Genomic DNA, 12296 nt, shown 5'->3' with positions numbered 1-12296 from the left:
AGTAAGTTTTAAATGTGTCGTTGATGTCAGTCTTGTCTACTTTGTGTCAATCTTGTTTAGCAGTACAATCGAAACTAAAGGAATTGGGTTTGCACCATGAAGACGACTGCCACCAACCAGATTGAATGTGCCAGCTTGCCGCTCGTGTCTAGCCAACATCGGGCTTGGGAGAATATTTGGGTTGAGCAATTCGATGCGCCGACTGGTGAGGGGAACTGTCATTACAGGGATGAACATACAATTAATTTGTCTCTTGCACCTCGCCCAGTGCGCCTGCTGCAAATCCAGGGAGGAAAAACCTACGCTGGGCTGTACGCGAAAGGCGACATTTCGATAACGCCTGCAAAGATACCGTGTTTTGCCCGTTGGGAAAGTGACGATCGCCCGATGCAGATTCGCATTGCATCTCGTTTCATCGAAAGCGTTGCTAGAGAAGCCTTTGACATGAATCCCGATCGGCTTGAGTTACTCCCGGAATTTCGGACGCGCGATCGGCAGATTGAGTCGATCGGCATGATGCTGCTTTCGGAACTGCAACAGGAGAATTTAGGCGGAAATATCTACATCGAATCGCTGTCAAATATCTTAGCAGTGCATTTGTTCAGACAATACTTTACTGCCAAACCGCGCCTGACAATTTACGAGGGTGGTTGATCTCAGCGTCAAGTTATTCAAGTCTTGGAATACATAAACGAACATCTAAGTCAAGATATTAAGCTGGCAGATTTAGCGGCATTGCTGGGTATGAGTCAGTTTCATTTTAGCCATATGTTTAAAGTGGCGATCGGAACGGCTCCCTATCAATATTTGCTGCAACAACGGATCGAACGGGCGAAGGAGTTGTTGAAGCAAAAAGAGCGATCGATTATGGAAATTGCCTGGATGTGGGTTCAATAGCCACAGTCATTTGAGTAAACAGTTTCGGCAGCTTACGGGCATGACGCCTACAGCCTACAGAGCAAATTAAACAACCATGCTTTTGTACAGTACGCAGTATAAGATGAAATTGAGCGGCGACAGATCGACTCGAACGGCGAGCGGGCTTATTGTTCGACCGCGATCGCTACCGCCAAACCTGTATAGAGTCGATCCAGGATTGCATCTTAATCTACTGGTAGAGATACAGATTGTCTCAGGACTCATCGGGTAGGCTGACCAATTGTCGATCGATTGCGCTGGGAAATAGATAGAACAGTGGAATTAGGATATAGAGGATTGTACTCAAGGTTGTACTGTTAAATGACAATAGCGAAGCAATTAAGTAAAGAATGGGATAACCAATACTCCAAAGAGAAGCCTGATAGATGAAACGGCGATCGACTTGAGGATGACCCCAGAGATATTGACGAACGGCATAAAACCACAGGACATTGTAGACTATTCCGGTGAGCGACAGCGTTAAACCATAAAACATCACAATAGGTTGGAGCCGGCCGTATTCACCGATCAGGGCTGTTGGGAAGGGAATAAAAGCAATGCACATGAGCAACACTAAGTTGATTGTCAAGACACTGCGATCGACCCGCTTCAGCAAATGAAACAGAGCATGATGGTTGAGCCACAGAACGCCAATGACTAAAAAGCTGGTGATGTAGCTAAGAATATGCGGCACGGTATGAATTAGTGCATTAATTGCGGTCGATGCAGTTGCCTCAGACAAATCTGGTACTTTAATTTCAATCACCAGTAGCGTCATGGCGATCGCGAATACCCCATCGCTGAAGGCTTCAAATCGATTCAGATTCATGAATGACTTCATCGGTTATCCCTCCGTTCGCCCCTTACCGTACATAAATTGCGATCGCTCTCCCAAAGCCTGTCCAGATTTCCCTAGGCGCATTCCCAGCGCAAGCTGATCGCCTTCCCATGCCTCCAGTGCCTTGGGTACATCATGATTGGAGTCAACCAAAGCATCCACAAGGGCGATCGCATTGGCAGCAGCCTTGGCGGTACTAGCAGCCGTATGGGGACGGGGAATAAAAGCAGCATCGCCAATCAGGGCAATGCGATGTTGCTCCGCAACGCTAGCGCGATCGAACGCCATTTGTGGCACGCCAAGATCCAAAATCGCTTGTACAAATGGTTCTTGGGTTGCTGCCACTAATTTTTGGAATGGAGGCGCTAAAACGCGATCGGCATACGATCGCATCGCTTGTTCCACAGTCGGATGGATCGTTCCAGGTGCGATCGAATAATCCCGACGCTGACCGTTTTTATCGGTCAAAATGTGTGGCAACTCGGTTGTTTGGTCGTAATTGACATACCAAACCCAGTTGAAGCGGCGTTCCCCCGCAATCAACGATTCATTCTCTCCTGGAATCACATATTGCAGAATGTGCGAATTTGGAAACTGATAAAATACAAATCGTTCGGTCAACAGTTTCGCCGTTGCCGGATCGAGTTCCCGTTCATCAACTAAGCCGCGATAGGCAACATACCCAGCATATTGAGGCGTGTAGTCAGGCAAAAGCAAGTGGCGAATCGTTGAAGTTGGGCCATCCGCCCCGATGAGCAGATCGCCTGTCTCACGGGTGCGATCGGCAAATATCGCAGTCACCCGTGTCCCGTCTTGCTGAATCTCAGTCAGGTGCTTGCCTTGATGATAATGTTCAGCCGGAAAATGCCGCCGCATTGAGCCATAGAGCAAGTTCCAGGAGGTTAAGGTTTGACGCATCGGCATTCGTTGAGCAATGCTGCCGTCTCGGTTTAAATAGTAACGTTCGTGCGCCACCACACCTAAAGGGGCTTGATACCCTACTCCTGCTCGTTGAAACGCTTCCAACACATCCGGTTGAAGCACAATCCCGCCGCCGCGACTGTCGAGGGTGTGGGGCGATCGCTCGTAAATATCCACTTGCCAGCCGATCGATCGCAACAGAGTTCCGGCAAATAATCCAGCTAATGACCCACCAATCACAATCGCATGGTTTCCTGTAGCGTTCATCCGGTTTCCTCTAAATACTTATGAACAAACGTGACCGCCATTGCGCCTTCACCCACGGCTGAAGCCACCCGCTTCACAGAATTATGTCGCACATCTCCCGCAGCAAAAGAACCGGGAACACTGGTTTCCAGAAAAAACGGATCGCGATCGAGTGTCCAGCAGGCAGGTGGGCGACCCTCTTGGAACAAATCTGAGCCAGTTACCAGGTAGCCTGCCCGATCGCGAATGATGTTGGTATCCTTTGCCCATTCCGTGTTCGGTGCACCGCCAATGCAAACAAATAACCGTCGAGTATCGATTTTCTGTGTCGATCGATCGCGACAGTTGGTTACTTCAATCTGATGCAACGAGGTATCACCCGCCAGCCCAGTTACCTGAGCCTGAAAGATCACCTCAATGTTGCTTTGATGGGTAATGCGCTCAACGAGGTACTGCGATAAGGTTGCCGCTAGCGTATCGCCGCGAATCAGCATGGTTACTTTTTCTGCATAGCGCGAAAGGTACATGGCAGCTTGACCTGCTGAGTTACCGCCACCCACAATAAAAACCTGTTCGCCGCCACACAGAGGCGCTTCGCTTGCACCCGCACCGTAAAACAATCCGACTTTGAGAAACTGGTCTTCATTGGGAAGATTAAGCCGTCGGTATTCAATACCCGTGGCACAGATGTTGGCGCGGGCAATCATTTTGCTGCCATCTGCCATGTCCGTGTAGATGCGATTGTCTCGAAATTCTGATTTCATCCCCTCGCGCAACAGCAGCAATTCGATGCCAAATTTGACTGCCTGCTGGCGGGCGCGTTCCGCTAAATCAGCACCGCTAATGCCTTCAGGAAACCCCATGTAATTCTCAATCAAAGAACTGGTGCCCGCTTGTCCACCAACAGCGTGGCGCTCAATCAGAACGGTGCGTAGACCCTCAGATGCGGCATATACGGCTGCACTCAATCCGGCAGGACCCGCACCATAAATCGACAGATCGTATTCTCTGAATTTGGGTTGCGTCACCCAGCCGAGCCGTTGAGCAATCTCTCGAATGGTCGGGGCAAATAGTTGCGTTCCATCTGGAAATTCAACAACAGGTAAGCGGATATCACTCAACGTTGAAAGGCTAAGTTCTCGATCGCAGTCAGCATCGTTGCTCAGTTCAATCCAGTCAAACTCAACCACGGTACGGTTAAGAAAATCGCGAATTTCGTAGGCGGCGGCTGAATTAGGTTGTCCATAGAGTTTGACTCTGCGGGGATTAGACGATGAGCCTGAATAATTTGTCATGGTGTTATCGCTGCCATTTGGATCAATCGTGTTCGCTTTTTGTTCAAGCAGTTGTCAATTCATTCACTGCATTTTGCAAGGCAGAGAGAAAGACATCAAGCGATTGAGCGCCTGACAAAACTTCTTGACCAATACGGATATAAGGCACACCACGAACCCCTTGAGCGATCGCCAGACGTTTCAATTCCTGCACCTCTTGTATCCCTGCATCAGACAACAAGAAGGCTTTTGCCGCCTCTGCATCAATGCCTACTTCAGCCGCTAGATTCGCTAAGGTTTCAACTTCAGCTATATTTTGTCCTTCCGTGAAATATGCCTTCAGAATGCGTTCTGCCATTGCTGTTGCTTTATCCTGTTTTCCTGCAAACCACGTTAAGCGATGTGCTTTCAGCGTGTTAGGTGTAATGGTCATCAAGTCGTAGCGAAATGCGATGCCGTCAGCTTGGGTTGCTTGCACCGTTTTGGCATCGAGTGCCTGCGAGTATTCCCAACTGCCAAATTTCTGGCTGCGGTAAGTTTTGCGATCCATCCCAGCTTCAGGCATCTCTGGGTTTAGCTCAAATGGATACCAAATCCGTTGAATTTCAACAGGTGAATTCAATTGTTCAATTGCCTGATTCAATCGCGTTTCTGCGACCAAACACCAGGGACAAATGAAATCTGAGGTAATGGCGATCGTCAATGTCATCGTTTCCTCCTAGTGGTGATTTAATAACTCACAGTTCCACTCTAATTGCATTCATAAAAAATGTTAATATATCGAATGTGCTAAACACCTTTGCGTTTTTTGCAAAAATAGAGGATGGCGATCGATGGATCAATTCGCAGCAATGCGATCGTTTGTCAAAGTAGTGGAAGCAGGCGGGTTCTCAGAAGCCGCACGTCAGCTAGACCTAGCAGTTTCTTCAGTCACGCGACAAGTGAACGCCCTGGAAGCAATGTTAAACACGCAGTTGCTCAATCGCTCTACCCGTAGCATTACCTTGACCACCCAGGGACACAAATACTACGACAAAGCAGTGCAGATTTTGCAAGATGTGGAAGCCGCAACTCTTTCTGTGATTGAGCAGGGCGATATTCCTCGCGGAATTTTGCGGGCGAGTCTGCCTGTGGCGTTTGGACGGCTTCATATTGCCCCACTCTTAGGCAAGTTTCTGGCTCAGTATCCAGAATTCAAACTGGATCTGCGCTCTTTGCGATGGGTTAGCCAACCTGGTAGAAGAAGATATCGATCTGGTGATCCGCATTGGCAATCTCGATCGCCAAGAGTGGGAATCTGATTCTCCGCAAGCTATCATCTCATAGTCGTTTAGTGTGCGGAAGTCCAGCTTATTGCGATCGGCACGGCATCCCGACTCATCCAGATGATTTGGTTCACCACAATTGTTTATGTTTTACCTACGCCACCGGCTACGAAATTTGGCGATTCAAGCGTCACGATGAGGTTTGTGAGATCCATGTTAACGGTTCCTTGAACGTGAATAATGCTGAAGTGCTAGGTCAACTCTGCCTTGATGGTGCAGGTCTAATTTTGATGCCAACTTGGTTGATTGGCGAAGACATTCAATCTGGCAGGTGACAAGCTGTGCTTACAGATTTTCAGTTCCATCCTCAAGCAAATCTCGATACGGGCATCTATGCCCTTTACTTACCTAACCGCCGAAATTCGCTACGAGTTCAAATCTTCATTGATTTTTTGACTCAGCATTTGAGCAACCTAGGCTATCGAGAAGTGATTTAAGCGGCTGATTTGGCGGCATTGCTGGGTATGAGTCAATTTCATTTCAGCCATTTGTTTAAAGTGGCGATCGGAACAGCTCCCTATCAATATCTGCTCCAGCAACGGATTGAACGGGCGAAGGAGTTGTTGACGCAAAAAGAGCGATCGATTATGGAAATTGCCTGGATGTGGATTCAACAGCCACAGTCATTTTAGCAAACAGTTTCGGCAGTTGACGGGCATGACACCGACAGCTTACAGAACTCATTGTTAGCTGGCGGGTTTACATTACCAACTGATAATAAGCGGCAATCCCGGCCGGAAATCTACCCGTTTCCCCTGCACCTCTCCATCAAAACCCAGCTCCACAAAATACTCTGTTCCGAGTCGTAACTTGACCTGATTTGTATCAATTACTGCCTGAAGTTCTGGTGACGGATTATTTGCATTAGGACTGACTAATTCTACACGAGTAATTTCGCGGAAACCAACACCGTGATTCAAAGGCTGTAACTTCTCAGCAGGGTCTCGATCTGGACGCTTACCAAAGGGAGTTTGGAACAGCATCGGCTCACTTAAATTATCACTATTTGTGGCCACCGCAATACTCATCGTTTCAGGGAAATAAGGCGGATGATATGCCCAACTAGAAAATGCAACTGTGTTCTCAGAACCTCTGGCTGGACGCAAACAGATGCCAAAGGGACAGGTGCCATTATGCCGAGAAGTCGATCGCTCCCAAAGACGAGTCAGGCGAATTGGCTCAGATTGCGCCTTTTCTGGATCGTGAATCCACAACAACTCCAACATCGCGTTATGGAAAAAGAAACAGCGATTGGTTGTACCTTGTCCGTGATGAATTCTAGAGCCGCCCTCGACTAAACCGAATGATGATAAACGATCGGCTTCGTCAGCACCAATATCAGTGAGGATGAAGAGATGGTCAAATTCAAATGCCATAGTTTTCAAGATATTTGGCGTAATATTTTTGATATTTTCCACAATATTCCGATCGCCATGAGTCAACAATAGAGGTTGGGCGATCGGTGTGCATGGGCATTATTAGGCAGGGGTTTGTACCGACTGATAGGGCTGGATCAAAATTTCAGCCGGAACCCCCAATTCTTGATTCAACTTCCGAATCATCTCCAAGGTTAGGGAACGTTTACGAGATAGCACCTCAGACACGCTATCTCGACTGCCAAGACATACATCCAAATCATGACGAGACCATCCACGGGTATCCATATAATATTGAATTGCTTCGATTGGATCGGGTATTTCAATGAAGAAGTGTGCCTTCTCATAGGCTTCCACTAAGGTACTGAGGATATCTAATCGATCGCATTCATGGGTATTGGGGGCTGCATGAAACAGTGATTCGATTTCTCGCAGGGCTTCCTGATAATCTGTTTTAGTTCTAATCGGGTGTAATTCCATACATCAACCTCTGTTTAGATCGTTTCCGCATCTACTTTGTCATACTCGGCATGAGTACCAATAAATCTTATAAAAATAAGGCCAATGTCATAGCGAATTGCCACAATCAGTCGATAGGTATTGCCTTTGATATTGAAAACTACACGATTGTTAGCAATGATGCTGGCATTACGATGAGCAGTTTTAATATCGGCTGGACTCTGCCAATCCGCGTGAGATGCTTCGTAGTACCAAGTTTTCAGTGCTTCTTCAACATCTGGATGAAACTCCCAGAAGTCTCGTAGGGTGCTGCGGGACAAGATACGCATAGTGTTTATAATAGCGCGCTCCCAAAATGGTATCAAGAATTAGTCCCACAATATCTGAGGTTAGCTGGTGAGTGCGATCGACTGCTTGTGTAAATGCGATCGAGAATTTGTCAAATGGTCGATCGCATTTCAAGTCTTTTTTGCGGGGAAACCATCAAATCTTTCCGAATCTAAAATCTAAAATCCAAAATCTAAAATTGAGGAACCATCCGCCCGCATCCAGCAGTCTCAGCATCCAATGACCCGCAATTCTGCTAAAGTCAGGTGAGACATCCGTTGCATCTTGCAGAGACAAGGGTTCCCAGCCTCTGCGCCGACAGCAGTAAAATCCCATCAGCTTGTATCCTGCAACCCGATCGGCAATAACTTACAAATTAAGGTAGTTTGAAAATAAGCCATCACTTTTCCCATAAGCCTTGACATCTGACATACACTCTGTAAATTAAACACTCGCTTCTGCGCCGCCATCCATATATAAAAGATGCCATGTCAACCTTAGTCATCGTCGAATCTCCCACAAAAGCCCGTACCATTCGCAACTTCCTGCCCTCCACCTACCGAGTAGAGGCATCTATGGGCCACGTGCGCGACCTCCCATCCTCCGCCGAAGAAATACCAGAAGCCGTTAAAGGAGAAAAATGGGCGCAACTCGGCGTCAACGTGGAGGCAGACTTTGAACCCCTCTACGTCATCCCCAAAGATAAAAAGAAAATTGTTAAAGAACTCAAAGACGCGCTAAAAGACGCTACAGAACTGATTCTAGCCACTGACGAAGACCGGGAAGGCGAAAGCATTTCCTGGCATTTGCTGCAAATCCTCAAACCCAAAGTTCCCATCAAGCGGATGGTGTTTCACGAAATCACCCGCGAAGCTATCCGCGATGCCCTAACCCACTGCCGCGATATCGACAATCGAGTAGTACAGGCCCAGGAAACTCGCCGAATTCTCGATCGACTCGTCGGATACACACTCTCTCCGCTACTGTGGAAGAAAATCGCCTGGGGTTTGTCCGCAGGGCGAGTCCAGTCAGTCGCTGTACGCCTGTTGGTGTGCCGGGAACGCGAACGCCGCGCCTTCCGCCAAGGTAGCTACTGGGATTTGAAAGCAACTTTGACCCCCCCGAAACCTCCCGCGAAGGGGCAGGCGGGTGCATTTGATGCCAAACTCGTCACAGTCGGGAATGTGAAAGTTGCCAACGGCAGCGATTTCGATGAAAACACCGGGCAAATTATCGCAGGCCGCCGCGTACTTTTGCTGAACGAAGACCAGGCGCGGGCTTTACTCGCACGCATTCAAAACAAACCCTGGACTGTCGGCAATATCGAAGAACGGCCAGTCACCCGCAAACCCTCGCCGCCGTTTACGACCTCGACTTTACAGCAGGAGGCTAACCGGAAGCTGAGACTGGGTGCGCGGGAAACCATGCGAATTGCCCAAAGTTTGTACGAACGCGGTTTTATCACCTATATGCGGACGGATTCGGTGCATTTATCCGAACAGGCGATTACCGCCGCCCGCAGTTGTGTGCAAGAACTTTACGGCAGCGAATACCTCAGTCCCCAACCGCGCAAATACACAACGAAAAGCAAAGGCGCCCAGGAAGCCCACGAAGCTATCCGCCCCGCCGGCAGCACTTTTCGGACTCCGCAGCAAACGGGATTGGATGGGATTGATTTCCGCCTTTACGATTTGATTTGGAAGCGGACTGTCGCTTCGCAAATGGCGGATTCGCGCCAAACTCATGTCACGGTATTAACTCAGGTAGAAGATGCCGGTTTCCGTTCCAGCGGGAAACGCATTGATTTTCCGGGCTTTTTGCGCGCCTACGTGGAAGGTTCCGATGACCCGAATGCGGCGCTGGAAGACCAAGAGGTGATTTTGCCGGCGCTGAAGGTGGGTGATAAACCTAATTGTAAGGATGTAGGGGCTGTTGGCCACGAAACTCAACCTCCCGCCCGCTATACGGAAGCTTCTCTGGTGAAGATGCTGGAAAGCGAAGGGGTGGGCCGTCCGAGTACCTATGCGAGTATTATCGGTACAATTGTCGATCGCGGATACGCGAAATTAATAGCTAACGCCCTAGTTCCGACATTTACTGCTTTCGCCGTCACCACTTTATTGGAAACACATTTCCCCGATTTAGTAGACACCGGTTTTACTTCGCGCATGGAACAAACCCTCGATGAAATTGCCACCGGCGAGGCGAAATGGCTGCCGTATTTGCAAAAGTTTTATACAGGGGAAATGGGACTCGCCACCCAAGTTAAAGAACAGGAAAATCAAATCGATGCTAAAGTTGCCCGAACTGTGATATTGGAGAATATCACGGCAAAAGTTTGCATCGGTAAATACGGCGCTTACCTGGAATCTGAAAATGAAGAAGGCCAGGTAAAAGCATCGATTCCCCAGGATTTGACTCCGGCAGATTTAGACCCGGAAAAAGTCGATTTTCTGTTAAAACAAAAGACGGAAGGCCCGGAAAAATTGGGTCTTCACCCGGACACTGGGGAACCGATTTATGTGCTGATTGGCAGTTACGGCCCCTATGTTCAGTTGGGGGATGTTTCGGATACTAATAAGAAACCGAAGCGGGCTTCTTTGCCGAAGGGGACGGATAAGGATAGCGTGACGGTGGATATGGCGGTGAGTTTGTTGACTCTACCTCGCCTGTTGGGCACTCACCCGGATACGGGGTCTAAGGTGCAGGCTAATTTGGGGATGTATGGGCCTTATGTGGTACACGACCAGGGTAAGGTTGGTAAGGATTATCGATCGATCAAGCCGCCGGATGATGTTTTGACTATAACGCTCGATCGGGCATTAGAGTTATTAGCGCAACCGAAAGCCGTTCGGGGTAGCAGCAAAACAGCCACACCTTTGAAGGAATTGGGCGCGCATCCAGAATCGGGAGAACTCCTCAATGTTTACGACGGCCGCTACGGCCCCTACGTGAAACACGGCGATATCAATGCTTCTTTGTCTAAGGATGAATCTGTAGAGAATTTCACCTTACAAAAAGCACTGGATTTGTTAGCAGCTAAGGAAGCGGCGGGCGGCGGTAAGTCTAGCAGTAAGTCGAAGAAGTCAACTAAGACTGCGGCGGCGAAGTCGGAGACTGCAACTGAGAAGACTGCGGCGAAGAAAACTACTGCTAAGAAGACGACGACTGCGGCGAAATCGGAAACTGCGGCTAAGAAAACAACTACTGCTAAAAAGACGGCGACTGCGACAAAGACTAAGAAAGAAACTAAGTCAAGTTAGCAGAATTTACGCACTGTACGGTCAGAAACCGGGTTTTTTGCGAAAATAATTTGTTTGAGCAGACAGATTCGGTAAAAAACTCTGTTTCTTCGATCGCGCCGTGCGTAAGTAGGTCGGCTCTTTCTAAAGTAATCCTTTCGTTCTCATGATATAATCACAAATATCCATGTAGTAATTGGAGTAATTGAATCACCATGATAGCTGAACTTATGGTACAACCTTCCTACTGGATCGATCGGGAGATTTCGATTCAGAAAGTCAGAGATTTTTACTTATTCAAATTTACCGAAAACCTGCAAGCCAGATTAGAAGAATTAGCCGAGAGAAAAAAGGCTAGTCTTTTAACCTCAGAAGAGGTTGTAGAATTAGCAAGCTTACTAGAACTAGATCGGATTTTCACCTTAATTAATGCTAAAGTTATAGCATCCTCATGTCCGTAAACCGCGCTACTAGAAATTTAGTAAGAAGTAGAGCTAATAAGAGATAGACGGTGGCCCAGAACGATAGACTCGAATCACTTTTCCCGTGAGTGTCTCAGCAGTAGATATCGCATCATTAATATTAGCAGTCAGTCTAGCAATATCGTCATCTCGCGTACAGGCAATAATACCGCAGTGGTCAGGTTGCAGCTTGTGCAGTTGAAAGAAATCGCGCCGATTGGCGGTCAAAACAGCCCGATTTTCAACGATCGCAAATGCTAATACATCCTCATCAGGTAGTCCAGCGTTTCCTGCTTGTTGAACAGTCAGGACATCATGCCCCAAAGAACGCAGGTTCTGCACGACTTGCCTGGGAAAGTGTTCGTCTGCATAGATACGCGCCATAGGTTTATTGGATATTTTGAGGTGTATCTAAAATTTCGTCTGCCTCGTCTTGCAGCCTAATTGCTTCCTCAATTTCATCAGGGTAAGCTTCAGCATAAGCCCAAACATTTACTAAATCAGTGGCACCCAGATGGGGATAGCAATCTAGGATAAAAGCATCGGTAGCGCCGTCATTGCGATAGCTAGCGAGCAACCACACGGGAATCCGAGTTTTGTCAATACAAGCGTCGCCACCCATCACGCCAGGAGTTTTTGTAATAGAGCGTCCGCTGTTTTTTAGACTCTGGGTTAAGATACGAATTGCCTCTGCTTTCTCTGCTGGCGTTAAGGCTAGGAGTTGCGCTTCTAATTCTGGGATTGTCATAGAGCTTATTTGATTTATGAATTATCTATGTATTTTATATTGTAGGGCGATATCCCTATTACTTAGGTTTCTTGCAAAACGTTGTGAATTAATTCTGCTGCTAGTTCTAGCTTATCGCGGTGAGTGAGGGCTTCAATCAAAGGTCAACGGTGACTGCTGAG

Annotated in this window: 17 protein-coding genes and 1 pseudogene; 9 read left to right on the top strand and 9 right to left on the bottom strand. The window is 47.9% G+C overall.

Going from position 1 to position 12296, the window contains the following annotated elements; translation table 11 throughout:
* Positions 1 to 96: 96 nt before the first annotated feature.
* The 3 genes from QUB68_RS22440 to QUB68_RS22430 are packed head-to-tail and all read left to right on the top strand — an operon-like array spanning position 97 to position 967.
* Positions 97 to 654 (top strand): hypothetical protein, encoded by a 558-nt coding sequence (locus tag QUB68_RS22440; protein WP_332996584.1) that lies wholly within the window; start codon positions 97 to 99, stop codon positions 652 to 654.
* A gap of 24 nt (positions 655 to 678) precedes the next feature.
* On the top strand, positions 679 to 897 hold the full coding sequence (locus QUB68_RS22435; RefSeq protein ID WP_332996583.1) for an AraC family transcriptional regulator: 219 nt from the start codon (positions 679 to 681) through the stop codon (positions 895 to 897).
* The gene (locus QUB68_RS22430; protein ID WP_332996581.1) at positions 875 to 967 is read left to right on the top strand and encodes a helix-turn-helix domain-containing protein; all 93 of its coding nucleotides are present in this window, start codon (positions 875 to 877) and stop codon (positions 965 to 967) included. The genes QUB68_RS22435 and QUB68_RS22430 overlap by 23 nt, the downstream gene beginning before the upstream one ends.
* 165 nt (positions 968 to 1132) lie before the next feature.
* Here the strand turns inward: QUB68_RS22430 and QUB68_RS22425 are convergent, their stop codons facing one another.
* From QUB68_RS22425 to QUB68_RS22410, 4 genes are read right to left on the bottom strand one after another with little or no spacing between them, the layout of a single operon-like run.
* Complete coding sequence (locus QUB68_RS22425) at positions 1133 to 1759, bottom strand: TMEM175 family protein (RefSeq protein ID WP_332996578.1); 627 nt, start codon at positions 1757 to 1759, stop codon at positions 1133 to 1135.
* A 3-nt stretch (positions 1760 to 1762) separates the two neighbouring features.
* Positions 1763 to 2944 (bottom strand): FAD binding domain-containing protein, encoded by a 1182-nt coding sequence (locus QUB68_RS22420; protein WP_332996576.1) that lies wholly within the window; start codon positions 2942 to 2944, stop codon positions 1763 to 1765.
* The gene (locus tag QUB68_RS22415; protein ID WP_332996574.1) at positions 2941 to 4218 is read right to left on the bottom strand and encodes an NAD(P)/FAD-dependent oxidoreductase; all 1278 of its coding nucleotides are present in this window, start codon (positions 4216 to 4218) and stop codon (positions 2941 to 2943) included. The genes QUB68_RS22420 and QUB68_RS22415 overlap by 4 nt, the downstream gene beginning before the upstream one ends.
* A gap of 43 nt (positions 4219 to 4261) precedes the next feature.
* Positions 4262 to 4906, bottom strand: a complete 645-nt coding sequence (locus tag QUB68_RS22410; protein WP_332996572.1) for a DsbA family oxidoreductase — start codon at positions 4904 to 4906, stop codon at positions 4262 to 4264.
* A 124-nt stretch (positions 4907 to 5030) separates the two neighbouring features.
* On the opposite strand from QUB68_RS22410, the gene QUB68_RS22405 reads away from it, so the two are divergent.
* The 4 genes and pseudogenes from QUB68_RS22405 to QUB68_RS22390 all read left to right on the top strand — a co-directional run bounded on the left by QUB68_RS22405 (position 5031) and on the right by QUB68_RS22390 (position 6212).
* On the top strand, positions 5031 to 5498 hold the full coding sequence (locus tag QUB68_RS22405) for a LysR family transcriptional regulator (protein ID WP_332996570.1): 468 nt from the start codon (positions 5031 to 5033) through the stop codon (positions 5496 to 5498).
* Positions 5499 to 5530: 32 nt separating this feature from the next.
* Positions 5531 to 5797 (top strand): LysR substrate-binding domain-containing protein, encoded by a 267-nt coding sequence (locus QUB68_RS22400; RefSeq protein WP_332996568.1) that lies wholly within the window; start codon positions 5531 to 5533, stop codon positions 5795 to 5797.
* A gap of 6 nt (positions 5798 to 5803) precedes the next feature.
* Positions 5804 to 5959: a hypothetical protein gene (locus QUB68_RS22395; protein WP_332996566.1), complete on the top strand. Its 156-nt coding sequence runs from the start codon at positions 5804 to 5806 to the stop codon at positions 5957 to 5959.
* A gap of 27 nt (positions 5960 to 5986) precedes the next feature.
* Positions 5987 to 6212, top strand: a pseudogene (locus QUB68_RS22390) (helix-turn-helix transcriptional regulator).
* 14 nt (positions 6213 to 6226) lie between these two features.
* Here the strand turns inward: QUB68_RS22390 and QUB68_RS22380 are convergent.
* The 3 genes from QUB68_RS22380 to QUB68_RS22370 all read right to left on the bottom strand — a co-directional run bounded on the left by QUB68_RS22380 (position 6227) and on the right by QUB68_RS22370 (position 7686).
* Complete coding sequence (locus tag QUB68_RS22380) at positions 6227 to 6898, bottom strand: VOC family protein (protein ID WP_332996560.1); 672 nt, start codon at positions 6896 to 6898, stop codon at positions 6227 to 6229.
* 102 nt (positions 6899 to 7000) lie between these two features.
* Entirely contained in the window at positions 7001 to 7378 is a 378-nt protein-coding gene (locus tag QUB68_RS22375; RefSeq protein WP_332996558.1) for a helix-turn-helix domain-containing protein, read from the bottom strand.
* A gap of 14 nt (positions 7379 to 7392) precedes the next feature.
* Complete coding sequence (locus QUB68_RS22370; RefSeq protein WP_332996557.1) at positions 7393 to 7686, bottom strand: type II toxin-antitoxin system HigB family toxin; 294 nt, start codon at positions 7684 to 7686, stop codon at positions 7393 to 7395.
* A gap of 486 nt (positions 7687 to 8172) precedes the next feature.
* On the opposite strand from QUB68_RS22370, the gene topA reads away from it, so the two are divergent.
* A complete protein-coding gene (gene topA / locus QUB68_RS22365) occupies positions 8173 to 10947 on the top strand; it encodes a type I DNA topoisomerase (RefSeq protein ID WP_332996555.1) in 2775 nt (924 codons plus the stop codon).
* A gap of 194 nt (positions 10948 to 11141) precedes the next feature.
* Complete coding sequence (locus QUB68_RS22360; RefSeq protein WP_332996553.1) at positions 11142 to 11387, top strand: hypothetical protein; 246 nt, start codon at positions 11142 to 11144, stop codon at positions 11385 to 11387.
* Positions 11388 to 11420: 33 nt separating this feature from the next.
* Here QUB68_RS22360 and QUB68_RS22355 read toward each other — a convergent pair whose 3' ends face one another.
* Both QUB68_RS22355 and QUB68_RS22350 read right to left on the bottom strand, forming a co-directional pair.
* Entirely contained in the window at positions 11421 to 11771 is a 351-nt protein-coding gene (locus QUB68_RS22355; protein ID WP_332996551.1) for a DUF5615 family PIN-like protein, read from the bottom strand.
* 4 nt (positions 11772 to 11775) lie between these two features.
* Positions 11776 to 12135, bottom strand: coding sequence for a DUF433 domain-containing protein (locus tag QUB68_RS22350; RefSeq protein ID WP_332996549.1), 360 nt, complete (start codon positions 12133 to 12135; stop codon positions 11776 to 11778).
* Positions 12136 to 12296: the final 161 nt, after the last annotated feature.

The organism is Microcoleus sp. A006_D1, from assembly GCF_036702805.1.
In the GTDB taxonomy this organism is placed as follows: Bacteria; Cyanobacteriota; Cyanobacteriia; order Cyanobacteriales; family Microcoleaceae; genus Microcoleus.
Note: the sequence above shows the minus strand (reverse complement) of the source record. Positions and strands in the feature narration are given on the sequence as shown.